The 24159-nt window shown below is 61.5% G+C and carries 22 protein-coding genes and 7 pseudogenes; 5 read left to right on the plus strand and 24 right to left on the minus strand.

Translation table 11 applies throughout. The features are described 5' to 3' along the window. Positions 1–228: pseudogene (locus BLT75_RS22900) on the minus strand (IS110 family transposase); the annotation flags it as partial. 130 nt (positions 229–358) lie between these two features. After that, a pseudogene (locus BLT75_RS22905) lies at positions 359–1066 on the minus strand (IS6 family transposase). Positions 1067–1470: 404 nt separating this feature from the next. On the opposite strand from BLT75_RS22905, the pseudogene BLT75_RS24990 reads away from it, so the two are divergent. Further along, positions 1471–1647, plus strand: a pseudogene (locus BLT75_RS24990) (IS21 family transposase); the annotation flags it as partial. Here the strand turns inward: BLT75_RS24990 and BLT75_RS24540 are convergent. From BLT75_RS24540 to BLT75_RS22945, 8 genes and pseudogenes are all read right to left on the minus strand, one after another. Further along, positions 1640–2048 (minus strand): annotated as a pseudogene (locus BLT75_RS24540) (hypothetical protein); the annotation flags it as partial. The pseudogenes BLT75_RS24990 and BLT75_RS24540 overlap by 8 nt on opposite strands. 244 nt (positions 2049–2292) lie before the next feature. After that, positions 2293–2430 (minus strand): annotated as a pseudogene (locus BLT75_RS24995) (IS6 family transposase); the annotation flags it as partial. 90 nt (positions 2431–2520) lie between these two features. Continuing rightward, the gene (locus tag BLT75_RS22920; RefSeq protein ID WP_093037816.1) at positions 2521–3264 is read right to left on the minus strand and encodes an aspartate/glutamate racemase family protein; all 744 of its coding nucleotides are present in this window, start codon (positions 3262–3264) and stop codon (positions 2521–2523) included. A 9-nt stretch (positions 3265–3273) separates the two neighbouring features. Further along, positions 3274–3996: an ABC transporter ATP-binding protein gene (locus BLT75_RS22925; protein WP_093037819.1), complete on the minus strand. Its 723-nt coding sequence runs from the start codon at positions 3994–3996 to the stop codon at positions 3274–3276. A 3-nt stretch (positions 3997–3999) separates the two neighbouring features. Further along, complete coding sequence (locus tag BLT75_RS22930) at positions 4000–4782, minus strand: ABC transporter ATP-binding protein (RefSeq protein WP_093037821.1); 783 nt, start codon at positions 4780–4782, stop codon at positions 4000–4002. Beyond that, positions 4779–5765: a branched-chain amino acid ABC transporter permease gene (locus tag BLT75_RS22935; protein WP_176828221.1), complete on the minus strand. Its 987-nt coding sequence runs from the start codon at positions 5763–5765 to the stop codon at positions 4779–4781. Before BLT75_RS22935 ends, BLT75_RS22930 begins: the two co-directional genes overlap by 4 nt. A gap of 4 nt (positions 5766–5769) precedes the next feature. Continuing rightward, positions 5770–6639: a branched-chain amino acid ABC transporter permease gene (locus BLT75_RS22940; RefSeq protein ID WP_093037824.1), complete on the minus strand. Its 870-nt coding sequence runs from the start codon at positions 6637–6639 to the stop codon at positions 5770–5772. Between the two features lie 102 nt (positions 6640–6741). After that, positions 6742–7929: an ABC transporter substrate-binding protein gene (locus tag BLT75_RS22945; protein ID WP_176828223.1), complete on the minus strand. Its 1188-nt coding sequence runs from the start codon at positions 7927–7929 to the stop codon at positions 6742–6744. 62 nt (positions 7930–7991) lie between these two features. Here BLT75_RS22945 and BLT75_RS22950 point away from each other — a divergent pair, with 62 nt between their 5' ends. After that, positions 7992–8849, plus strand: coding sequence for a GntR family transcriptional regulator (locus tag BLT75_RS22950; RefSeq protein ID WP_093037829.1), 858 nt, complete (start codon positions 7992–7994; stop codon positions 8847–8849). Positions 8850–9027: 178 nt separating this feature from the next. On the opposite strand, the gene BLT75_RS22955 is transcribed toward BLT75_RS22950, so the two are convergent. From BLT75_RS22955 to BLT75_RS23015, 12 genes are all read right to left on the minus strand, one after another. Beyond that, complete coding sequence (locus tag BLT75_RS22955) at positions 9028–9501, minus strand: amidohydrolase family protein (protein WP_245706633.1); 474 nt, start codon at positions 9499–9501, stop codon at positions 9028–9030. 293 nt (positions 9502–9794) lie between these two features. Continuing rightward, positions 9795–10799 carry an IS110 family RNA-guided transposase gene (locus BLT75_RS22960; RefSeq protein ID WP_093037835.1) on the minus strand — a complete coding sequence of 335 codons (1005 nt, stop codon included), beginning with the start codon at positions 10797–10799 and terminating at the stop codon, positions 9795–9797. Beyond that, positions 10775–11089 carry a hypothetical protein gene (locus BLT75_RS22965; RefSeq protein WP_143028649.1) on the minus strand — a complete coding sequence of 105 codons (315 nt, stop codon included), beginning with the start codon at positions 11087–11089 and terminating at the stop codon, positions 10775–10777. Before BLT75_RS22965 ends, BLT75_RS22960 begins: the two co-directional genes overlap by 25 nt. A 428-nt stretch (positions 11090–11517) precedes the next feature. Beyond that, positions 11518–11862, minus strand: coding sequence for an amidohydrolase family protein (locus BLT75_RS22975; RefSeq protein WP_093037843.1), 345 nt, complete (start codon positions 11860–11862; stop codon positions 11518–11520). After that, positions 11859–13061: an amidohydrolase family protein gene (locus tag BLT75_RS22980; protein WP_093037846.1), complete on the minus strand. Its 1203-nt coding sequence runs from the start codon at positions 13059–13061 to the stop codon at positions 11859–11861. The genes BLT75_RS22975 and BLT75_RS22980 overlap by 4 nt, the downstream gene beginning before the upstream one ends. 10 nt (positions 13062–13071) lie before the next feature. After that, the gene (locus tag BLT75_RS22985) at positions 13072–13695 is read right to left on the minus strand and encodes a flavin reductase family protein (protein ID WP_093037849.1); all 624 of its coding nucleotides are present in this window, start codon (positions 13693–13695) and stop codon (positions 13072–13074) included. A 33-nt stretch (positions 13696–13728) separates the two neighbouring features. Further along, positions 13729–14712: an ABC transporter ATP-binding protein gene (locus BLT75_RS22990; RefSeq protein ID WP_093037851.1), complete on the minus strand. Its 984-nt coding sequence runs from the start codon at positions 14710–14712 to the stop codon at positions 13729–13731. After that, positions 14712–15698 carry an ABC transporter ATP-binding protein gene (locus BLT75_RS22995; RefSeq protein ID WP_093037854.1) on the minus strand — a complete coding sequence of 329 codons (987 nt, stop codon included), beginning with the start codon at positions 15696–15698 and terminating at the stop codon, positions 14712–14714. Before BLT75_RS22995 ends, BLT75_RS22990 begins: the two co-directional genes overlap by 1 nt. Continuing rightward, complete coding sequence (locus tag BLT75_RS23000; protein ID WP_093037857.1) at positions 15698–16573, minus strand: ABC transporter permease; 876 nt, start codon at positions 16571–16573, stop codon at positions 15698–15700. Before BLT75_RS23000 ends, BLT75_RS22995 begins: the two co-directional genes overlap by 1 nt. Continuing rightward, positions 16570–17547 (minus strand): ABC transporter permease, encoded by a 978-nt coding sequence (locus BLT75_RS23005; protein ID WP_093037859.1) that lies wholly within the window; start codon positions 17545–17547, stop codon positions 16570–16572. The genes BLT75_RS23000 and BLT75_RS23005 overlap by 4 nt, the downstream gene beginning before the upstream one ends. A 72-nt stretch (positions 17548–17619) precedes the next feature. Further along, positions 17620–19197: an ABC transporter substrate-binding protein gene (locus BLT75_RS23010; RefSeq protein WP_093037862.1), complete on the minus strand. Its 1578-nt coding sequence runs from the start codon at positions 19195–19197 to the stop codon at positions 17620–17622. A 110-nt stretch (positions 19198–19307) separates the two neighbouring features. Continuing rightward, a complete protein-coding gene (locus BLT75_RS23015; RefSeq protein WP_093037865.1) occupies positions 19308–20240 on the minus strand; it encodes a LysR family transcriptional regulator in 933 nt (310 codons plus the stop codon). Between the two features lie 107 nt (positions 20241–20347). Between BLT75_RS23015 and BLT75_RS23020 the strand changes: the two genes are divergently transcribed. Together BLT75_RS23020 and BLT75_RS23025 are read left to right on the plus strand one after the other, a co-directional pair. Next, positions 20348–21991 (plus strand): amidohydrolase, encoded by a 1644-nt coding sequence (locus tag BLT75_RS23020; protein ID WP_093037868.1) that lies wholly within the window; start codon positions 20348–20350, stop codon positions 21989–21991. After that, a complete protein-coding gene (locus BLT75_RS23025) occupies positions 21991–22878 on the plus strand; it encodes a CobW family GTP-binding protein (RefSeq protein ID WP_093037870.1) in 888 nt (295 codons plus the stop codon). Before BLT75_RS23020 ends, BLT75_RS23025 begins: the two co-directional genes overlap by 1 nt. 153 nt (positions 22879–23031) lie before the next feature. Here the strand turns inward: BLT75_RS23025 and BLT75_RS23030 are convergent. Further along, positions 23032–23328: pseudogene (locus tag BLT75_RS23030) on the minus strand (DDE-type integrase/transposase/recombinase); the annotation flags it as partial. Here BLT75_RS23030 and BLT75_RS23035 point away from each other — a divergent pair. Then, positions 23316–23854: pseudogene (locus BLT75_RS23035) on the plus strand (AMP-binding protein); the annotation flags it as partial. The pseudogenes BLT75_RS23030 and BLT75_RS23035 sit on opposite strands and share 13 nt — an antisense overlap. Positions 23855–23882: 28 nt before the next feature. On the opposite strand, the gene BLT75_RS23040 reads toward BLT75_RS23035, so the two are convergent. After that, the coding region (locus BLT75_RS23040) for an integrase core domain-containing protein (protein WP_143028650.1) at positions 23883–24159 on the minus strand (277 nt) is incomplete at its 5' end.

Genomic DNA, 24159 nt, shown 5'->3' on the forward strand with positions numbered 1-24159 from the left:
CGGCGGGATCAGCCGCACGTCATGCCCAAGCGCCGCAATCTCCCGCGCCCAGAAATGAGAGGTCGGGCAGGATTCCATGCCGATCAGGCAGGGCTTCAGTCGGCCGAGGACATCAAGCAGAGCGGCCCTTCGCACCTTCCTCTGCAAGACAACAGCGCCAGCCTCGTCAACGCCATGAAGCTGAAAGACGGACTTGGCCAGATCAATCCCGAGTGTTGTAATCTCCATGTGGTCGGCTCCTTCCTTTGTTGGCTGTCACACAGTACCAACTTGGCACAATGCGATGCCGTCGGGGTGGAGCCGTCCACACCATCAGACAGCTTCTAACAGGTCTCAGTTTCCCACGAACCGCAGGAACTTAAGCGACGCAAAGCTGACGCCAATCGGCGAGAGCAGCGGAGAGGTTCAACTTGAAATTCTGTCGGCTGCTGAGGCTGCGCTCCGAGTTGAAATGGTTGAAGACCGAGGCGTGGACGGAAGCAAATTTCTGCAGGCTTCACATGCGCCGAAAGCGTTGCATGGCCCGCTCCCGTCGTCGGAATGGCAGGTGCGAGTTCTCAGCCCTGTTGTTCAGCCAGCGACCCGTTTGCTGCCTGTGGGCATTGCCGATGTCTTTCATCGCCGCACCGTAGGATCTCAGCCGGTCAGTCACCAGGACATCAGGTCGACCGTGGCGCTTCATTGATTTTCTGAGAAATTTCAATGCGGCCTTCTTGTCCCTAGTCTTCGTGACGTAGCTTTCCAGGACCTCACCTTCGTGGTCGACGGCCCGCCAAAGGTAGTGCCTTTCTCCATTGATCTTCACGAACATCTCATCCAAATGCCACCGCCACTGCGGCCAGGACCGAAACCGCTCAGCGCGTTTCTTGCGGATCTCGGACGCAAACATCGGACCAAACCTTTGCCACCAGAACCGGATCGTTTCGTGGCTGACATCGATGCCGCGCTCATGAAGCAGATCCTCGACGTTGCGCAGTGAAAGGGAAAATCTGACGTACTTCATCACCGCCAGACGGATGATCTCTGGGCTGCTGTGGAAGTATTTGAAAGGATCACCTTTCGGCATGCTGACAGGCTACGAAACCGCCCTGCCCGTCTCAACCGGATTCCTTCTGACACCGCCACGGTGCCGGGTGGCGCCGCGTCGGCCCGCGTTGGAAATCCTCCCAAGGTGGAAGGCCCGGTGGCCAGGCGCTGTCTATGGGGAAAGTAGGCTGAGGTTTCCAGCGACGGTGGAGCGTGACTGACGGCTCGAAGGATGTCGACGGTCTCCAAGGGCGTCTTGATCTGCGGTTGTGATGATATTCGGCCTCTTGCGGCGCATTTGATCGGCGGTTTTCGGGCCACCTGCGACTCGATTAAGGCTGCCCGTTTGAAAAATTTTTGCAAAGAAGAACATCTAATGCACCCATGAGGTGAGGGTCACCTCATGGGCGCAGTCGGTCGGCAATGGCCTGCACTGCCGTCACATATGTCCACGATGTCGTCATCGGCTGTGGCGCAGAGGTGATCGCCCACCATCGGCGGTCATACGAGAAGGCGAACATGGTCTTCGATCCGATCCACTTCCTGCCGCTGCTGGAGCAGAAGGTCGGTGCTCTTGACCAGGCTGCCCCGCTTCAGGACTGGGATCTACCTGGGGAGTTTGAGCGAGCGTTACGAACACCTCCCGCGTCCGGCGCTTCTTCTCCCGGACATAGTCGGTGACGATGGTAATCCCGCCGCTGAACCCGTGCTCGTCCTTTGCCTGACAGGCGATTTGCGCCGCAAATCTGCCGAGAGGGGCGCAACCGCTCGAAAATACGCTTCGCCGTGTGCCGCTGCTTCTTCAGCCGGCGTTTGTCGTCCTCCAGGATCTGGTCAATGATCGGAATGAAGGTATCGAGCTTCGGCCGCACTGGGGGCTTCGACCGGCGATACCCTGGCGGCACCGAATGCATCAGGATCTTCGCCACCGTCTTGCGGTCAATGTTGAACAGTCGCGCCGCTGCGCTCTTGCTCATTCCTTCGACATGGCACGCCAAGCGCACCCGGTTGTAAAGCTCCACAGCATACATCTCCCTGCCTTCAGCTCGTTGCCTCAGGCACAAGATGCGGAATTATACTCCGCAACGGTCAGATCATCCGACCGATTCCGCTGTCCAGTTTGTTTCCGGGATTCACACATCGCCGCACTGTCGGATGGGAGCTTATCAGTCACCAAGACATGAAGCCGACCATGGCATTTCAATGAAGCCGATCTGCGCGTTTCTTGCGGATCTCCGACGCGAACATCGGCCCGAACCTTTGCTACCAGGACCGGACTGTTTCGTGGCTGACATCGACGCCGCGCTCGTGCAGCAATTTCACGACGTTCCGCAGTTAAAGCAGGAAGCGCACGCAGATCATGACCGCCAGACGGATGACTGCCGGGCTGCTTGAATGGATCACGTTCGGTCATACCCAAAGGCTACGAGACCACCCTGCCCGCCTCAACCCGAGCTCTTCTGACAAGCCCTTCAGAATGTCCGGCGTCGGGGCTCATTCGGCATTCACGCTGATATCCATTTCGCTCCGGTTCCTGGTGAAGGGCTTCTTGTCGACCGCCTGCGCGTAAGCTCCCGCCTTGGATGTCGAAAGCCCGGCGGCAACCAGCGCCTCGACCATACCGACGGCGCAGGAGACACCGTCTATCACGGGAATCCCAAATTCGTCGGACAGCATCTGCATGAGATCGGCCATGCCGGCGCAGCCAAGCACGATCGCCTCGGCCTTGTCCTGCGTGATGGCCGCCGCGATTTCGGCCCGGATCTGGTCGAGGCAGGCGGGGTCGCCCTCTTCCAGTTTCAGAACCGGGATATCCGTCGCCCGGACGCTCGCGCATTTCGCTTCGAGCCCGTAACGCTTGAGGTTGTCCGAGATGCCCGCCACCGAACGGCTGAGAGTCGTCACCACCGAGAAGCGATGCGCCACCATGGCCGCCGCATGATAGCCCGCCTCGCCAATGCCGATCACCGGCACGTCGAGCAGGCAACGCATCGCATCAAGCCCGGTATCGTCGAAACAGGCGATGATGACGGCATCGACATCGCGGTGGCGTGCCGCCTCTTCCAGCAGGCCGGGCAGGCACATGGCGACGTCGTAGAACCCCTCGATACTGTAGGGACCGTTCGCTGGGTTGGTCGCGATGATCTTGGTATCGGGGCGCGCCACGCGGCGGGCCGCAACCGCTGCCTTTTCCGTCATCGACGCGGTGGTATTGGGATTGATCATCAGGAGTTTCATGGCCCTCTCCTACACTTCGCCGCCAAGGTAGGCGGCCTTGATCCGGTCGTCGTGCAGCAATTCCCTGGAGTTCCCCTCGATCACCACATTGCCGGTGCTGAGCGCGTAGGCCCGGTTCGAGATCGACAGCGCCATGCGGGAGTTCTGCTCGACCAGCAGCACCGACACCCCTTCGTCGCGGTTGATCGCCACGATCGAGCGCGCGATGTCCTGCACCAGCTTTGGCGCGATCCCGAGCGAGGGTTCGTCCAGCAGCAAGAGGCGAGGTTTTGCCATCAGGGCGCGGCCGATCACCATCATCTGCTGCTCTCCGCCCGAAAGCGTTCCCGCCGATTGCTTGTATCGCTCTTTGAGGCGTGGAAACCGCTCCAGCACGTTGTCGAGCGTATCCTGAACGCCCGAGTCCTTGGCCCGCGTAAAGGCCCCCATCAGGAGGTTGTCCTTGACGCTCATGTAGGGGAAAACGCGCCGGCCCTCGGGCACCATGGCAATACCACCGGCGACGATATCTGCAGGGTTGGTGCCGTCGATCCGCCGGCCTTCGAACTCCACGCTGCCCGAGCGCGGCTTCGCGAGACCCGTGATCGCCCGCAGGATAGAGCTCTTGCCAGCACCGTTGGCCCCGATCAGGGCCACGGTTTCCCCTTTCTCGAGGCTGATAGACACCCCTTTCAGGGCATAGACGTGATCGTAGTAGAGTTCGACATCCTTGAATTCCAGCATCTTGCTCATGGCTCAGATCCCTATCTCATCGTCGGCACTGCCCAGATAGGCCTCGATCACACGTTCGTCGCTCTGGATTTCCGATGGCGTTCCCTCGGCAATCTTCTCGCCGAAATTGAGCACCACGATCCGGTCCGAGATTTTCATGACCGCTGGCATGTCATGTTCGACCAGCAGCACCGTGACCTCGCGTTCGTCGCGCACCTTTCGAACCAGATCGACCATCTTCATGGTCTCGTCATGGTTCATGCCCGCGAAAGGCTCGTCCAGAAGCAGCACCTTGGGGTCCGTTGCCAGCCCGATGGCGATGCCCAGGGCGCGCAGGTTGCCTTGCGGCAGGTTCGACGCCTGTTCATTCGCGATCTCGGTCATGCCGAGGAAATCGATCAGGTCGTCGGCGTAGTTGCCGAAGCTCTCGACGTCCTCGTGCGCGGTTTTCGTGCCCCAAAAGTAGCCTGCGAGCGAAGCCTTGGCGCGCAGGTGCTGGGCGACGATGATGCTTTCACGTACCGTCATCGACTTGAAGATCGTGGTTTCCTGGAATGTCCGCACGATCCCCTTGCGCGCCACCACATGCGGCTTGAGGTTCGAGATGCGCTCGCCCTTGTAGAGTACCTCGCCACTTGTGGTGGGCAAGAAGGACGAGATCATCTTGAACAGCGTCGACTTGCCTGCGCCGTTGGGCCCGATCACCGACAGGATCTCGTTGTCATGGACATCGAAGGTGATGTCGTTGTTTGCGGTCAGGCCGCCGAATTTCTTGGTGACGTGCCGGACTTCGAGTAGAGCGCTCATTTACCCGACCCTCCCTTCTTCGGCAGCCGCAGGCTCAACAGGCCATTGGGCAGGAACAGCATCAGGATGATCAGCAGGCTGGAATAGACCAGCATCTGGTACTTGCCGAGTTCGAACAGCAGGTCCCATCCGAAGTAGAGCACCAATGTGCCGAGCATCGGACCGAAGACATAGCCCAGCCCCCCGAGGAAGCAGTTCAGCATGAAGTTCACACTGTCGGCGACCTGGAAGCTGGACGGGTAGACCGATTGCGCGATCGAGCCGAACATCGCCCCGCCAATGCCGCCGAAGAAGGACGAGATCGCGAAGATCAGGATTCGGATGTAAGAGATGTTGACCCCGATGGAGCTGGCCAATTCCTCGTTTTGCTGCATGGAGCGGCAGAGATGCCCAAGGCGGGAATTCACGATTCGGTAGAGCGCGGCATAGGTCAGGAACATCAGGACAGCGGTAGTAAAGTAGAAGGCTTGCCGGGGGTTTTCGAGCGTCGAGAAATCGGGGATCAGCGTGATCCCGAGGATCGACAACTCACCCGGCAGCGGGATCGAGGTGATGCCCTTCGCCCCGTTGGTGATCGGCAGCGCCAGGGCGGTCAGGGTGAAGACCTGCGTGAGCACCAGCGTGATCATCGCGAAATAGACGCCGCGCAGCCGCAGGATCGGCAGGCCGATCAGCACGGCGACGAAAGCCGCAAAGAGGCCCGCTATGGGCAGCGACAGCCAGAACGACATGCCCGCCTTGGTCACGAGGATCGCTGAGACATAGGCGCCGAGCAGCGCGAATGCCCCCTGGCCAATATTGATCCGCCCGATGTAGAAGGTGAGCCATACCCCAGCGCTGGCGATGGCCAGTAGACCGACCGAGGTCAGGGTGAAGAACAGATCGGTGCGGCCCGACGCGGCGATGATCATCGGCACGATGACAAAGACACCGAGAAAGAAGGCCGCAAGGCCGATCCACTGCAAAGAAGTCAGTTTCAACATCTCATCATCCCCAGGGTTTGCCCATCAGCCCCTGCGGGCGGATGGCCAGGAAGATCATCAGCGACACGAAGATCATCAGGTAGGTGATGTCGCCATATTGCGAGAGAACGGCCAGACCGATGGCCTCGAGAAATCCAAGGATGATGCCGCCGGCAATCGCGCCCGAGATCACGCCCGCGCCGCCGATCATCACCATCATGAATGCCTTGATCGAGGTCGGCCCGCCCATTCCGAGGTTCACCCCAGTGATCGTGACCAGAAGCCCGCCGACCAAACCGGCCAGCATGGCGCCGAGGGCGAAACCGATCATCGAGTAGCGGTCGACGTTGACGCCCATCAACTGGGCAGCGGTTCGATCCTGGGCGAGTGCGCGCAGTGCCCGGCCGGTCTTGGAATATTGCATGAACAGAATGAAGGACACGATCGACAGGATCGCCAGGACGCAGATCAGGATACGGTCATAGGGCATGATCAGCCGGAAATCCCAGTTGAAGACGCCGTTGACGATCTTGGGAACACCACGCTGCTTTTCCCCGAACAGCAGCAGGATCACCGCGTCGAAAAAGAAGGCGAGGCCGGCAGCGAGCAGCATGGTGCTTTCGTCGCGCGAGGATCGCCGGATCACCGGCGCGAAGAGAAACCTCTCGATCAGCGCGCCAAGGATGAACAGGGTCACGCAGGACATCACGAGGCCGGCCACGAAGGGAAAGCCGAGCTGCCCGTAAAAGGTGTAGGTGACGAAACCGCCCAGGACATACATCTGCCCGTGGGCGAAATTGAGCACGTTCATGAGCGCAAAAATAAGGGTGAGCCCCAGGGCGATCATCGCATATTGCGCGCCCAGATAGACTCCGTTTGCCAGAATCTGTTCCATACCGTCCCCGCCGGTTTTTTGGTGGCTCCGGGCCCCGCGAAGGGCCCGGAGATCAGGATGGTCCGGCCAAGATCACCCCCCGGCCGGACGGGAGGAGTTCGGTCAGTCTACTTCGGCAACGAACAGGGTCTCGAACGCGCCGTCCTGATAGACATTCACCACCAGAGGCACGGCGACCTGACGCTTCTGACCGAAGGAGGTCGATCCCACGTAGCGCAGCTTCGCGTCACCGACCATGTAGGGGTTCGGCGCCTCGAAGCCGTCCATGGTGGCCTGGAAGGCGTTGACATCGTCGATGGCCGCCGGGTTCGCCTTGAGCGTTTCGAGGATGTATTCAAGCGCGTAGACCTTGGTGTTGGATTCGTCGTTGTATTCGCCGAACATGTCGGTGTAGCGCTTCACGAACTCGCGCATTGCGTCCGACGCCAGCTCGGGCGTGGAGGCGCCACCGACCGAGATGAAGCCGTTGGCCAGGTCGCCGGCACCTTCCTGCAGCACCTGCGCATCCTGCGCGGTCTCGGTCGAGATCAGTCCCTGGTATCCCAGTTCACGGGCCGACCGGATCAGCTGCGGCGCGTTGGCGGGCGAAACACCGGACAGAACCAGCAGATCGGGCCGGGTCCGCAACACAGGCGTGAGCACGGGGGTGAAGTCGGTCGTGTCCACCTGGTAGGTGACATTGTCCGAGACAACTTCCAACCCAAGCTCCTTGGCCGCGGCGACACCGCCATCCCTCTGGCTGAGCGGATCGGATTCGTTGGCGGCGATGAAGGCGACGGTTTTGACACCTTTGTTTTCCATCAGATATTTGTAGATGGCCGGGCCGGACTGGTAGTTTGCGACCATCCCCAGAACCGCATTCGAGGCCGGGGCGGTGTAGAGCTCTTTTGGGAAGGCGTAGGGGAAATACATGATCCCGTTCGCCTCGGCCACCGGACGCACGGCGGCGGCGCCATCGTCCACGTTCGGGCCGACGACGTAGTGGATGCCCTCCTGGGCCATTTTCTCCATGCCGGCGATGGCGCGCTTGGGGTCCTTCTGGTCGTCGAAGGACACGATCTCGATGTCATAGGTCGTATCGCCGATGGTGTATCCGCCGGTCTCGTTGATCCAGGCAGCGCGGGTTTCCATCGATCGCTGGTTGGAAATGCCCCAGGCCGCAGCCGGGCCGCTCGTCACACCGACGAATCCGATCTTCAGAACCGGGTTTTCAGCCCAGGCGCCGCCGGCGGCAAATGCGGACAAGGCAACTGCCGCCACCGCGGACTTCAGAACAACTCTGCGCTTCATGATATTCTCCTCCGTTGAACTTCACCCGACGTGTTTTGGCCGGATCGTGCAGGCCATCCTCCATGGCGCGCTATCGACAGCAAAGGATTGTTAACAATCTGTGTCAACAAAAAATTTATTTATCGTTAGCAAGACTTAGGTTTTCGTCAAAACGACATGCTGGTACTCTCGCCGGAAAGCTGCGCCAATGCTTGCAAAGTTCGGAGGTTAAGACGTTGTCAATTCAGCAAATCCATGATCCGGATTCGTCTCTGGGCGACGAGCACAAGATCGTGGACAGGATCTATAACGCGGTCATGCAGCAGAACCTGCCCCCAATGACGAAGTTGAGCGAATCGACCATCTGCGAAAGCTTCGGGGTTGGTCGCATGAAGGCGCGCCGCGCTTTGCTGTTGCTGGCGAGTCAGGGAATTGTGGAACTTCGCTCCAACCGCGGGGCATTCGTCGCCAGCCCGACCAAGAGCGATGCGGACGAGGTTTTCGAAGCACGGATCCATATCGAACCGAGCTTGACCGCGCAGGTCGCCAAGCGGATCGATGCGCGGGGCCTGAAGGCCCTGACCAAGCATATCAACAAAGAAAAGGCGGCGCGCCGATCCGGGGACCGCCAGGAGATTATCCGGCTCTCGGGCGAATTCCACGTCCTCGTTGCGACCGTTTCCGGGAACGGATTCCTGGCTCGAACTCTGCGTGAACTGGTCACGCGGACATCCCTTATCGTTGCGATGTTCGGATCGGGCAAAGCGTCCTGTTGCCGCGACGACGAACATGAACAAATTCTCGAAGCCATCAAGAATCGCGATGCCGGTCGCGCTTCGGATCTCGCTCGAGAGCATCTCGAACACATTCAACTGGATCTCGACTTTTCTCAAACCCACCAACCCGAACCGGACCTGGTCAGCTTGCTGAAGGCGAGATAGGCTCTTTCGCTGGTATGCAGGCACGAGGCGCTGCAATCAGGCCGACGCGTCCCGACAAGCGTCTGACCTGAACCTGACCTGCCCGCTCCGAGACTCCCGCGCTCATATCGAGAGACGCCTGGTCCGGATTTCACCTTCCTTATCCTTGATTTGGGCGAGAGAGGTCGGACGCGGAGGCTCAGCAAACGGGGTAAGTGCTGCCGAATATCGCGTGGACTGGAGGATGACCGATCGTCCGGTCTGGATACTGGGCGACGAGCCGGTCGAATTGAAACTGAGCTCTTGTCCGAAACGCTTCATGATCGACCCCGGGAATGGCCCCGTCTTCCATGACAAACCGCCCGTCGATGACGACCGTGCGTACGTCCCGCCCACATCCGCTCAGGACAATCGTCTGGATCGGGTCGATGATCTGGCCCATGGCCGGGTCGTCCAGCGCGATCACCACGAGGTCGGCCCGCGCACCGCGCGCGAGGCGACCGAGATCGCTTCGCCCAAGAGCCGTGGCCCCACCGAGTGTCGCGGCATCGTACAGGTCGCCCGCTCTGACGGCATCCGGCTTGCCTTCCGCGATGCGTGCGGTCAGCAGGCCAATCTGCATGTTCTGAATCATGTCGGGCGGGTGCGTGTCCGTGCCCATCACGATGGTCATGCCCGCATTGCGGAACGCCCCGAAGGACTTGTGTGGATGGCTCCTGCATAGCAAGACATTTTTTGAGCTGATTTGAGTGCTTGTCAGATGCAGTCGTGTGTCCGGCCTGTTTGCGCAGCGCACACGGCTGCTGGCCCTGATGGTTTCCGCTGGCCAAGTCCCAAACCGCAATACGGACAACTTGGTGTCCCTGACATTCGACGGGGTGTCTTGGTTGGCGGGCTGACATGGCTCCATCATCTCAATGGTCTTGCGTCTCTTGTGCCTCCTCTTGTCCCTTATGCCGCATGGGGTTAGTATCGCTCGTTTCGTGTCAGTACGGCCCAGACGATCCGTGCGGTTTTGTTGGCCATGGCCACGGTTGCTAACCTTGGAGCCTTTCGCTCCAACAGGGCGATTGCCCATGGATCTGCGCGGTCCGGATTATCCTTCATGTGTCTCAGTCGTGCCGTCATGCCTGCCACCAATAGGCGTCTGACGTATCTGTCTCCCATTTTTGAGATGCGCCCGAGGCGTTCCTTGCCACCGCTGGATCGATTGATAGGTGTCAACCCCAGCCAGGCAGCAAACTCTCGTCCATTGCGGAACTGGTGCCCGTCGCCCGCGGTCGCTACAATCGCCGAGGCGGTTACCGGGCCAACACCGGGAATGGTTCGCAATAGCATGACCTGGCGGTCTCTTCGACCTTCAAGCAGGATGCGTTTGTCGTACCAGAGAATGCGCAAGTGCAGAGCGACCATCTGGTTACACAGGTTCGTCAACACATCGATGGCGACATCGGGAATGCTCGGGAGGGCTCCGTCCAACACCCCCTTTGCAAACTTCACGGCGCGACCTATTCCCGGAGCGATCACGATCCCGAACTCGCCCAACAGTCCGCGTAACATGTTGCTGAGCTGGGTCCGCTGCCGCACGACCATGTCTCGGGCGCGGTGGAGGAACAGGACACCTTGCTGTTCCTCGGTCTTGATCGCGACAAAGCGCATCGTCGGACACGTTACGGCCTCACAGATCGCCTCTGCATCGATCGCGTCAGACTTTCCACGTTTGACATAGGCTTTGACGTACATGGCCGGCATAAGCCGGACTTCATGGCCCAGCTTCTGGAACTGACGCGCCCAATGGTGGCTTGATCCGCAAGCCTCCATCCCAATCAGACAGGGCTCAAGGTTCTTGAAGAAGTCCAACAGCTGTGCGCGCCTGCGTGACTTATTGAACGCGACGGTTCCGTCCGCTGAGATCCCGTGCACCTGAAAGATGTTCTTGGCCAGATCTAGGCCGACTGTTGTAACCTGCATTGGGTGGCTCCTTTCCTAGCAGTGATAGACAACTGCAGTATGGCGCATTGCGACGCCGGGGGAGCAGGAGCCATCCACCCCATCCGCAATGCGGCGCCGCCGCGGGCCATCACCAGCGGGCAATGCGCCAGCACGGCGCCGCTATCGGCCAGGATTTGAAGGTCGGGCGCCTTATGGTCGATCCCATTGCACCCCGAAATATGGGTCAGATGCGGCAGGATCGTCCGGGCGGTGAAGAAGTCCAGTTCGCGCAGCCATTCGGGCGGTGTCATCCCGCGCAGGCGCAGCACCGATTGGTACTCGAAGGCCGACTGGCAGCAATGCAGGCGTACCGGTAGTCAAGGTCCCGCCCGACATCCGCCGTGCGGCGCAGAAGGTCGGCGGTGCAGGTCTCGATCCGGTCGGGGGCCAGCATGGTGCGGATGAGACCACCGGCGCGGCCCTCGAATGTGCGGGCGAAGCTCTGCGCCAGATCCAATCCGTCGCAACCTCGCTCCTCGTCGAAGTGAAAGGCTATCTCGCCCGTATCACAGACAAAGGTGTTGCCGCTACGATAGGCCGGGCCGAGGTAGACCCGCAGCCCGAGGTCCGCTGCCGCCTCGGCGGCTCCTTCGAATTCGTTCCAAGTCTCTCCCCATTCGCGGTAGAAGAGCGAGGCGATGGGCAGTGCCGTGGTGATGCCGTTGCGGATGAGCCGGGTGAAGGCGTAGCGTTTCTGTCAGCGCAGTTCTTCCGGAGAGTACATCTCGCGCGGACCCGCCTGCATATAGCTGTCCGGCCAGACGCGTCCCTTGCGCCAGCCCGGCTGGTTGTCGAGCGCCAGGACGGTGGTGTCGAGATCGCCAAGCGCGTCGAGATCGATGAAACCGGGCCCGATCAGCGCGGGGCCGTAGTCGAGCCGCCGAGCAACATCGCCGTCGAAGCCGCGCCCTACAAAAAGAATTTCGCCATCCTCGAAGACGATCTCGCAGCGCGGCAGCAAAACGTGGCCGTCCTCCCGGTGGCCGAACACCCAGTCCGCCGTCATCAGTACGGGGCCGGCCTGCCGTCCGCCGGATGTCATGGGGCATCGCGGAGGGCGCAGCCATTCTCTGCGACGATCCGCCCCCCCTTCAGCACGAGTTTGCGTGGAGGATGGGTGACGACCGCATGTGCCGGTGTCTCGGCCCCAACGAGCACCAGATCGGCCCGGCAGCCTTCGGTCAGGCCATAGTTTTCCAGGTTCATGACCTCCGCCCCGCCATACGTACAGCACCAGAGCGCATGTTCGACATCCTCGTCGCGTCGGAAGTTGTTGCGCAGGCCAAGGTGCATCGCGCGCTCCAGCATGTCCGCGTTGCCATAGGGGCCCCAGCAGTCGCGTATCCCGTCCGAGCCCGCGCAAAGCGTCACGCCCGCCGCCCGCAGATCATCCGCCAGCGGGACCGGGCGGAAGGGGGTGGCGACGGTGGCGATGTGGATATGTGCCTCCGCCAGATCGTCGATGAGCGACAGCGCGCGCGCGCGGTCGGGCATGCCGAGACAGAAGGCATGGCTGATCGTGACACGCCCCTGCATTGCATGGGCGCGGCAGCGCTCGGTGATCAGTTCGATGGAAAAGGCACCCAGTTCCCCCGGTTCGTGCAGGTGGATGTCGACGGGTTTGCCATACCGCTCGGCCAATTCGAAGACCATATCGAGATGGCCCTTCGGGTCGCGGTCCATGCTGCAGGGATCAAGGCCGCCGACCACATCCGCGCCGTCTCGGAGTGCCTGATCCATCAGTTCCAGCGTCCCAGGGCGGACCAGCAGGCCTGACTGCGGAAAGGCGACGATCTGGATGTCGATGAGCCCGGCCAGCGCCTCGCGGGTGCGCGATACGCCCTCGAAGCCCTCCATCCCGCAGTCGGTATCCATGTCCACGTGACTGCGGATCGCGGTAGAGCCATGGCCCAGCGACAAGAGCGCCTGCCGCATGGATTGCCGGTGCGGGTCAATGTCCCATTCGCGGCGAAGGTGGCGTTCGGTGTCGATCTTGTCCTTGAGGGTCGGACCCGCCTGATGCGGGCGCCAGCCCATGCCCAGCAGGGTCTTGTCGAGATGCGTATGCGCCTCGACCAGCCCCGGCAGCAGGATCGCGTTCTCGCCGTCGATGCTCTGCGCGCCGGGCGCGGCGTGCTGGTCAGCAGCGATGCGGGCGATATGGCCGTCTCGGATCAGGACATCGACGGTTTCGCCCCCCTGGGGCCGGACGTTGCGGAGAAGCAGGGTTTCCTTGGCCATACCCAGCCCCTCAGCGCCTGGGCCGGTCGGCCAGATCGGCGCTTTCGGTCAGCACGAACTGGCGGTCGGCGACGATATAATTGTCGGCGTGCAGGCGGGCGATGGGCTGATAGGCCTCGGGCAGGACATAGTGGCCGTCCGCGTCGAGGCACGTGTCGCGGACATGCATCTGCACCACTTCGCCCAGAACGATGACGCGGTTGGGATATTCGATCAACTGCTCCACCCGGCATTCCATCGACGCCGGTGCCTCGGCCACGCGGGGCGGAGCGATCTTGAGCGAGCGCGCATGGCTCAGCCCCGTTAGCGTGATCTCGTCCTCGTCCTCGGCAAAGGGGTGGCCGCAATCCACCATCTGCTGCGCCAGCCCCATGTCGCAGAGGTTCACGACGAATTCGCCGCTGCGGCGGATGTTGCGGATAGTGTCCTTTTCGGTGCCGTCGGGCCGTTTCTGGATGCCGAGGATGACGATGGGCGGGTCCTGCGAGAAGACGTTGAAAAAGCTCATCGGGGCCGCATTGGCGATCCCGCTTTCGCTGCGTGTCGTCACCAGCGCGATGGGCCGGGGGGCCACGAAACTGCACAGCAGGCGGTAGCGGTCGCGCGGAGGCAGGGCTTCGAAATCAAACTCCATCGCGGGTCTCCTCACTAGATTTCAACAGGATGTTCACCCTGCCTCGCGCAGATGACAGGCGACCATTCCGCCGTTGCCGGCCTGTTTCAGCGGCGGCTCGCTCTCCGAGCAGCGCGGCTCCGCAATCGGACAGCGCGAGGCGAAACGGCAACCCTTGGGCAGGTTCAGAGGATCGGGCGGATCGCCGGGGATCAGGATGCGCCGGGTTTCCTCGCGCCGCTTGGCATCGACGGAAGGAACAGCGGAGAGAAGCGCCTCGGTATAAGGATGTTGCGGATTGGAAAAGAGGGCGATGCGGTCGGCGTGTTCCACGATCTTGCCCATGTACATGACCGCCACGCTGTCGCACATGTGCTGGACCACGCCGAGGTCATGGCTGATGAAAAGATACGTCAGCCCGAAATCCGCCTGCAACCTGCGCAGCAGGTTCAGGATCTGTGCCTGCACGGCAACGTCGAGCGCGCTGACAGGCTCGTCGCAGATGATCACTTCGGGCCGGGTAGAAAGCGCCCGCGCGATGCCGATACGCTGGCGCTGGCCGCCGGAGAACTGGTGCGGGAAAAGTCGCTTCTGCTCTGGCCGCAGGCCCACGGCGGCAAAAAGCTCGTCCACGATGGCGGCCTTTTCCGAGGCACTCTTGCCGGTCAGGCTGTCGAGCGGCTCGCGCACTATGTCCTCGGCGCGCTGGCGCGGGTTGAGCGAGGAATAGGGATCCTGAAAGATCACCTGCACCTTCCGGCGCATTGCCTTGAGCTGCTCCTGCTGCAACGGCAGGATGTCCTTGCCCTCCAGCCGGACCTGGCCTGTCGTTTCGCCCGTGACCAGCCGCGCTATGGCCAGCGCCGCCGTTGTCTTGCCCGAGCCGCTTTCGCCCACGATGGCCAGCGTCTCGCCCTTGCGGACGGTGAAATTCACGCTGTCCACGGCGGTCAGGTAGGTCTTGCCCCCCCACCCCGCGCCCTTCTTGCGGACGGGAAAGCGGACCGAGAGGTTTTCGATTTCCAGAAGTTCGGTCATCAGACTTCCTCCGCGCGCCAGCAGGCCGCTTTTTGACCGTTTGCGAAAACGGCCTCGGGGGGACGCTTGCGCAGGCATTTGTCCACCACCATGTTGCAGCGCTCCGCAAAGAGGCATTTGTTCTGACCGAATTCGCCCAGTCCCGGCACGATGCCGGGGATTTCGGTGAGCTCTTCGCGTTCGAACGTCGGATCGGCCATGATGTGCGGCACACAGGAGATCAGACCCTTGGTATAGGGGTGCCGCGCGTGTTCGATGATTTGCTGGACCGGCCCGACTTCGGCCTTGCGCCCGGCATACATGACGATCATCCGCTCGGCCATTTCCGCCACCGCGCCCATGTCGTGGGTGATCATGATGATCGAGGTACCGAATTCCTTGCGCAAATCGCGCAGCAGATCGAAGATTTGTGCCTGCACAGTGACGTCGAGGGCGGTCGTCGGCTCGTCCGCGATCAGGATTTTCGGTTTGCAGGCAAGCGCGATGGCGATCATCACGCGCTGGCGCTGGCCGCCCGACATCTGGAAGGGATAGTCGTTGACCCGGCCCTTGGGGTTGGGGATGCGGACCGCGTCCAGCAGCTCGATGGCGGCGTTGTGGGCCGCCGTCTTGCCCAGCTTCTCATGCTCACGCAACACCTCGGCGATCTGTTCGCCGACGGTGTAGACCGGGTTGAGCGACGTCATCGGCTCCTGGAAGATCATCGAGATTTCGTTGCCGCGCAGGTCGCGCAGGCGCTTCTCGCTGGCTTTGGTCAGATCCTCGCCGTCAAAGATGATCCGGCCCGAGGCGATGCGCCCGATCCGGTCAGGCAAGAGCCCCATGATCGCGAGCGCGGTCATCGACTTGCCGCAGCCACTTTCGCCGACGAAGGAAATGTTTTCGCCATGTCCCAGCTCGAAACTCAGGTCGTCGATCACAGGGGCCACGCCCGCGCGCGTCGCGAGTTCGATCCGCAGGTTTTCGACCTTCAGAAGCGGTTCCATCAGCGCTGCCTCAGTCGGGGGTTGAGCGCGTCGTTCAGCCCGTCGCCGACAAGGCTGATCGCCAGCACGGTGATAAAGATCGCAAGGCCGGGAATCGTCACGGTAAAGCTGCTTTCAAGGATGTATTGCCGGTTGGAGCCGATGATCTGGCCCCAGCTGATGACGTTGGGATCGGTGAGGCCGAGGAACGACAGGCCTGCCTCGAAAAGGATGGCGGAACCCACCATGAGGGCAGATTGAACGATGATCGGCGGCAGCGCGTTGGGAAGGATAACCCTGAACATCAGTTTGCGCCCTGAAGCGCCCGACGCGCGGCTTGCCATGACGTACTCCAGTTCGCGGATGCGCAGGAATTCCGCGCGGGTGATCCGAGCCACGGCAGTCCAGCTGACCAGACCGATGGCCAGTGTGATCATCGGAAGACTCGCGCCAAAGAGTGCGACGATCACCATGGAGAAGAGCAGCGTGGGCAAAACTTGGAAGAACTCGGTGAAGCGCATCAGCGCCTCCTCCACGATACCGCCGTAGAAGCCCGCCATCGCGCCGATGGTCACGCCGATAACCACCGTGACGATGGCCGCCGACAGCCCGATGATCAGGGTGACTCGCGCGCCATGGATGATCTGCGCCAGCAGGTCGCGGCCGAGGTAATCCGTGCCCAGCAGGAAGCCGTCTGCACCGGGGGGAGAAAAGGGTGCCCAGGCCATCTCGAACGGTTTGCCCGGATAGAGGTAGGGGCCGAAGATCGCGCCCAGCACAATGCAGCAGAGCACCACCAGCCCTGCCATCGCGGCATGGTTGCGACGGAACATGTCCCAGGCCTCGGAAAGCGGGGATTGCGCCTTGACGGTTGGTTCTGTGGTCTGGTCGGTCATCCCCGGCCCCTCATTCTGGGATCGACTGCGCGGAGGGCGAAGTCAGTCAGCAGGTTGCCGACAATCACCATCAGCGCGGAAAAGAAAAGGATGCCGAGGATCGTCGGTGTATCGCGGGCGATGATGGACTGGAAAGCAAGCGTGCCGAGCCCGGGCCAGGCGAAGACCGTCTCGACCAGCACCGCGCCGGAGACAACAGCGGAGAATTGCAAGCCGGCCAGCGTGATCACCGGCGAGAGCGCGTTCTTGAGCGCGTGCTTGTAGACGACCGACCGGGAGGAAAGACCCTTGGCCTTGGCGGTGCGGACATAGTCGCTGCCCAGCGTCTCCATCATCGTGGCGCGGGACAGGCGTGAGTAGAGGGCGAGGAAGATCGACGACAGGGTGATAACCGGCAGCACGAGGTGGCGCGCCACATCCCAGAAATGCGCCCAGAAGCCGCCGATCAGTGTGACGTCGCGCATTCCCGCCACCGGGAACCACTGGATTTTCAGCGAGAAGGCGATGAGCAGCAGGATACCCGTCCAGAACACCGGCGCGGAATAGCCGAAAAGGGCGAAGAAGGTCACGAAATGTGACAGCATGCCGTTAGGCCGCCGGGCCGAGATGACGCCCAGCACCACCCCCACGATCAGCGCCAGCAGCTGCGCCAGAAAGACCAGGAGCAGCGTCGCGGGCAGGCGCTGCAGGATCAGCTCCGTCACCGGCATCGAGTAGAAAAAGGAATAGCCCAGGTCAAAGCGCAGGACCCGCGCCATGTATGAGCCAAGCTGGATGAGGAACGGCTGGTCCAGCCCGTAGTCCGCGCGAATGCGGTCGAGGATTTCCTCGTCGGCTCCGCCCATCGACTGCGCGATGGTATCGGCCACGTCCCCGGGGGCCAGGTGGATCAATGTGAAATTGAGCACGAGTACGGCCAGCAGAAGGGAAACCGCGTAGAACAGCCGTGTCGCAATGGTTCGGATGAAGTCCAAGGCCCGTGATCCTTATGCGCGTCGGTCGCAGGGTGGGCGGACCGGAAGCCGGTCCGCCCGGTTCACTTCAGCTCACTCCTTGAGCCACACGCGGTCCATCGGAGAGGACGTGGACCAGATGCCGCCAATGGGCGGGTTGCCCACCTTGTTGGAGTAGAAGGTGTGCATCGGCACAGCGTTCAGGTAGTAAATCGGAACTTCTTCGTTCACAATCTCCTGGAACTCCGCATAAAGCGCCTTGCGCTTTTCTTGGTCGTTCTCCTGCGCGGCCAGATCCAGCAGTTCGTCCACACGGGCATTGGAATAGCCCTGCGTGTTCGACCAAACCCCCTTGGCGATGTTGCTGCTCATGTAGGTCCGGTTCACGCCGATCACCGGGTCACCCCAGTTGTAGACGCTGTCGAGCGTCATGTCGAAATCCATCGTGCCCATCAACTTGGCCCAGCTGGGGAAATCCGGCACGGATTCGATGGTGACGTTGATGCCGACCTTGGACAGTGCCTGCTTGATATACTCGGTCTGCGGCTTGTAGCCGGGGAAGGGAACCAGCTCCATCGTGATGTCAAACCGCTTGCCGCCTTCCATCGGGAAGCCTGCCTCGTCCAGTAGCGCGTTCGCCTTGTCCAGGTCCAGATCGTAGGCATTGACGTTCGCGTTGTAGAGCGGGCTATCCGGGTGAACGCCGGTCAGCGCGTCCTTGGCGGTGCCACGCAAGACCGCCTTGTGGATGAAGTTCTTGTCGATCGCATAGGCGATGGCCTGACGGACGCGCACGTCCTTCAGGGGACCGCGGGTGGTGTTCATCGCCAGCCAGTCGATCGGGCCAATGCCGCCGTAGCCTTCGCCTGAGACGCTGATTCCATCGGCTTTCATCATGCGATTGACCAACGTGGGCTCTGCCTCGAACGTGGACAGATGCAACTCGCCGTTCTCCAGCGCGATAGTGCGCGAGGAACTGTCCGGGATGATCCGCGCGACGATCCGGTCGAGATAGGGCAGGCCGTCCTCCCAATAGCCGTCATAGCGCTCCATGATCACATGTTCGCCTGGCTTGAACTCGACCAGCTTGAAGGGGCCCGAGCCCACCACATCCTCGTTGTTGCGCGGATGGTTCTTGGGGTCCTGACCGTCACCGTAGATATGCTCCGGGATGATCGACATCAGTTGCCCGGACATCGCCAGCATCAGCGCAGGGTGCGGATGGGCGAGGTTCAGAATGGCGGTGTGTTCATCCGGCGTATCGACCGAGGTCACCGGCGCGAACATGGATTTGAACGGATGGTATTGCTGGATGATCTTGACCGAGAAGGCGATGTCCGAGGATTTGATCGGCTCGCCATCGTGGAAGGTCGCGTCTTCCTGCAGATGCAGCGTGACATTAAGCCCGTCTTCGCTGACCTCCCAGCTCTTCGCGAGGTAGGGCTGCGGGTTCCAGCCTTCGTCATAGCGCAGGGGGGCGGCGAACAGCTGTGCGCCGGGGAGGCCGGTCACGATTCCCGACTGCACCGCCGGGTTCAGAACGCGCGGCGTGCCGGTCAGCGCGACGACCAGCGTGCCGCCCGCTTTTGGGGTCTCCTGGGCTGAAACCCCGCTTGCCAGCAGGGCCGCCGTCGCGGTTGCTGCCAGAAAACTCTTCAGTTGATGCTTCACGTGATATCACTCCTTGTTGGGTTTTTATTGTTTTTGTGAATCGAGCGTAGATCATCCTCATTCCCGCAAAAAACAGATTTATTGCCAGCTATTCCACGGTTTTTTAGGGTTTATGCCTGTGGTCGAACCGAAAGTGCATCGAAGGCACCTTCCTGCTGAAGCCCGGCGCAGACGTCCATGAAGGTCTGCACGATCTTCGGGCGCCGGACGTTGGCAACGGTGGCGATGCCGAACCACTCCACTTCGCTTGCGTCGCTTATGGGCACCGCGCGGTATCGCGCGTTCTCGTCCTGGTAGGGCTGCGGACGGATGTTGAGGATGGTGTAGCCGAACCCGCCCGACACCAGCGCGCGGGCAATCTCGGCTGACCGGGTCGAGTGGGCTATATGCGGGGTGCAGTCGCTGGCGTTGAAAAGGCTGACAAAATAGTCCCGAGTTAGCGGAAGGTCAAGCAGTATCATGGGCTTGCGCGACAGCTCCTTGAGGGTCACGCTCATTTTTTCGGACATGGGATCGTCGGTTGAAATCAGCGCGAAAGGGGGCGGCTGGAACAATGGCAGGAAATCATGCCCGGCGTGGAGCACACGCGGGTAGGTGAAGGCAAGGTCTGCCTTGCCCTCGTCGAGAAAGGTTGCGATAGCCTCCATGTTGCCTTCCAGAACCTGCACCGACATCTGCGGAAAATCCCGGTTGATGCTGCGCAGGATCGGCGGCAGGAAGGCCGGCGCTGCCGTCGCGTAGCAACCGATCCGCACCAGCCCCGCCGTGTCCCCCCCGACCGAGCGCAACTCTGCATCGAACTGACGCGCCTGTTCGAGAAAGTTGCGGATCAACTCCAGGGTGTCGGCCCCGGCAAGCGTGGGTTGAATCCCCTTGGCCGGGGTTCGCACGAAAAGGTCGAAGTCCAGCCATGACTCCAGCGAATCGATGGCCGCCGTGATCGAGGATTGCGAGATCGACAGCTCCGCTGCCGCCTTGGCGATAGAGTGCAACCGGCCGGCGGCCTCCACGTAGCGAAGCTGTTTGAGGGTGAAGTTCAGCATGGCCCATTCCTCGGAAAAATAGCGCTTATCGGTCAGTTAATAACATTTTTCCAAGCAAGGAAAGCTGGCTAGCGTTTCGAGGTGATTGCCGCAAGGAGAGCTTCCGAATGACGCAGACCACCATCTTCTCCGCCCGAAAAATCATCACCATGAACCCGAACCGCCCTGTGGTCAGCCATGTCGCGGTGCGTGATGGGCGCATTCTCGGGGCAGGCACGCTCGAAGAACTGGCGGGCTGGGGCGAGTACACGCTCGACGACCGTTTCGCCGATCTGGTGATCATGCCGGGGTTGGTGGAGGGGCATGCCCACACGATGGAAGGGGCGCTGTGGTCCTTCACCTACGTTGGCTGGTTCGACCGCATGGACCCCGACGGCAAGACCTGGCCGGGACTGAAAACCGTCGACGACGTGATCGCGCGGCTCAAGGAGGCGGAGGGCCGGATCGAGGGTCCGGACGCGCCGCTGCTCGGCTGGGGGCTCGACCCGATCTACATGAACAACGTGCGCATGTCGCGTCACGATCTCGACCGCGTATCCAAGACTCGGCCCGTCGGGGTTCTGCATGCCTCCGGCCATATCCTGAACGTCAACACCAAAGGGCTGGAACTGGCCGGGCTTCTCAAGGAGGGCACCAATCATCCGGGCATCCCGCTGGGCGAGGACGGTTTGCCCACGGGTGAGCTGAAAAGCCCCGAGATCATCATGCCTGCGGGCAAGCACGTCGGCATGGATCGCGCCTTTCTTGCCGCAGACGAGACCGGGTTGCGCAACTACGCGCGGCTTTGCGTGCGGGCCGGGGTGACGACCTCCTCCGATCTTGGCCAGCAGTTGAACGACGATCTTGTCGCCATGTTCACGCGCGTGACCGGAGAGGACCGTTTCCCTGTTTGCCTTGTGGCCTTTCGCATTAACTTCGGTGTCGGGCCAAAGGAACTGGTCGATTACACCGCGACGCTGGCCGACCGCTCCACCGACCGGCTGGAGATGGGCAAGATCAAGGTGGTCGCCGACGGCTCCATTCAGGGTTTCTCCGCGCGGCTGCAATGGCCCGGCTACTACAACGGGGTGCCCAACGGGCTGTGGTACGTGGCCCCTGACCAACTGGCCGAAATCTATGAACGTGCGCTGGCGGCGGGCGTGCAGGTGCACACCCACACCAATGGGGACGAGGCGACCCAACTGACCATCGAGACGCTGGAAGCGGCACTGCGCAAGCATCCGGACTTTGACCACCGCTTCACGTTGCAGCACTGCCAGCTCGCCTCTGAGGCGCAGTTCCGGAGGATGGGGCGGCTGGGGATGTGCGTGAATCTCTTTGCCAACCACCATTTCTACTGGGGGGATGAACATTACCGGCTGACCGTCGGGCCGGAGCGCGCGGAACGCATGAACGCCTGTCGCACCGCATTGAATGCGGGCGTGCCGATGACGATTCATTCCGACGCGCCGGTCACGCCACTGGGTCCGCTCTTCACCGCAAGCGCGGCAGCGACCCGGCAGACGGCCTCGGGCCGCACGCAGGGAGAAGCGCAGCGGATTAGCGTGGACGAAGCGCTTTATGCCATCACCATGGGGGCGGCAATCACCATGAAGATGGACGATCGCATCGGCTCCATCGAGACCGGCAAGCGCGCCGATTTCGCGGTGCTTCACGACGACCCAACCGAGGCCACGCCCGAAAGCCTGAAGGATATCGGCGTCTGGGGCACGGTTCAGGGCGGGCGTATCTTCGAGTCGTCGGGCATCTGATGAAACTGCCCGTCACCGTCATTTCCGGCTACCTCGGCGCGGGCAAAACGACGCTGATCAACCATCTGCTGCGCAATGCGAACGGGATGCGGCTGGCGGTACTGGTCAACGAATTCGGCGCGCTGTCGATTGACGAGGACCTGATCGAGGCAGAGGAAGAGGGGCTAATGTCGATCACGGGCGGTTGTGTCTGCTGCGCCTTCGGCGGCGACATGATCGGCGTGCTGGAAGACATGCGCGACAGCAAGCCGGGTTTCGATCACGTCCTGCTCGAGGCTTCCGGCGTGGCGCTGCCTGGGTCGATCATGACGACCGTGGGTCTGGTGGACGGGGTGCGGCCGGATGCGAGCCTCGTGCTGGCGGACGCCGATCAGGTTGAGCGTAATGCGGCCGACAAGTATCTGAGCGACACGGTTCTGCGGCAGCTTGAGCAAGCGGACATCCTTCTGATCACGAAAACCGACCTGGTCAGCGCGGAGAAGCTTTCGCAGGTGGAGGACTGGTTGAAGACACAGGCGCCGCACGCCCGTACCTTGCGCGCTGAGCGTGGGGCGGTGCCGCTGGAGGCCGTGGTCGGCACGACCCCGCTGGCCGGCCGGCGCAGCAGCGAGCCAATGGCGAAAAGCGCCTTCGCCAGTACAGTTCTGTACCCTGACGGCCCCGTGCATGCGGAAAATCTCGCGCGTGCACTGGCCGACACCGATGCCATCACCCGCGCCAAGGGATACGTGAAGACGGACGAGGGACTCGCACTGATCCATGTGGTCGGGCAACGGTACGAGGTGGAGGCCGCCGACGGGTTGCACGATATCGGCGTGGTGTGCATCGGGGCCAAGGCGGTGTTCGACGCGGAGTTCGTGCAGAGCCTCGTCCAAACGAAACCATGATGTCAGGCCCGCCTTTCCGGGCCAACCCGCACAAGACATTGGAGACGATCCGCCACCGAAAACCATCATGAGGCGCTCAATGCGACCTCGGAGAGAACCATGATCCCGGACGGACATCACCCTCCCACGCCTGACAAAGACGCAATCAGAGAACCTCAACTGATCGTTCACCAGGACATTAGGTCGACCGTGGCGTTTCATTGATTTTCTAAGAAATTTCAATACGGCCTTCTTGTCCCGCGTCTTCGTGACGTAGCTTTCCAGGACCTCCCCCTCGGGATCGACGGCCAGCCACAAGTAATGGCGTTCGCCATTGATCTTCACGAACATTTCGTCCGGATGCCAACGCCACTGCGGCCAGGACCGCAGACGGTCGGCGCATTTCCTGCGGATCCCTGACGCGAACATCGGGCCAAACCTTTGCCACCAGAACCGAACCGTTTCGTGCGATCAACATCCAGTTCACCTCGGGCACCACCGGCATGCCCAAGGGCGCGACACTGTCGCATTTCAATATCGTGAACAACACCCGTTTTGTTACGGGGCGGATCAAGCTGACCGAAGCCGACCGGCTGGTCGTGCCAGTCCCGCTCTACCATTGTTTCGGCATGGTCATGGCCGTGCTGGGTTGTGTCAGCAAGGGCGCGGCGATGATCTTTCCGGGCGAGGCATTCGATCCGGCGGCGACACTGGACATGATTGAGGCAGAGCGAGCCACCGCTGTTTGCGGCGTGCCGACGATGTTTGTCGCCATGTTGCAGGACTTGGATAGAGGGGGGACGAGGCCGCGACGCAAAAGAGCATCATCAACGGGTGGATGCAGACCGGAGATCTCGCGACCATGGACGAAGACGGGTTCTGCTCGATTGTCGGCCGGCTCAATGACATGATCATTCGCGGCGGCGAAAACGTCTATCCCCGCGAAATCGAGGAGTTCCTGTTTCGCCATCCCAAGGCCAGCGATGTTCAGGTTTTCGTGGTCTTGCCCCCATTTCACCGGACACTCAGGCGGTTGCGGTTTGAGCTGCGATGAACTCGCGTGGCGAGCGCATTTTCAGCCCTGAGTGCGGGTGGTTGTCGTTGTAGTCCTCGATCCAGCCTCCGATCAATCCGAGAACGGTTTTGGCATCCGGCAACGGTGTCACCTGGACGTAATCGCGCTTGAGTGTCTTTACGAAGGCCTCCGAGATTCCGTTGCTCTGCGGGCTCTGAACCGGCGTGAAGCAGGGCTTCAGACCCAGCTGGCGGGCGAAGATCTGCGTGTCCTTCGCGATGTAAGGC

The sequence above is a fragment of the Ruegeria marina genome (assembly GCF_900101475.1).
Classification (GTDB): Bacteria; Pseudomonadota; Alphaproteobacteria; order Rhodobacterales; family Rhodobacteraceae; genus Ruegeria_B; species Ruegeria_B marina.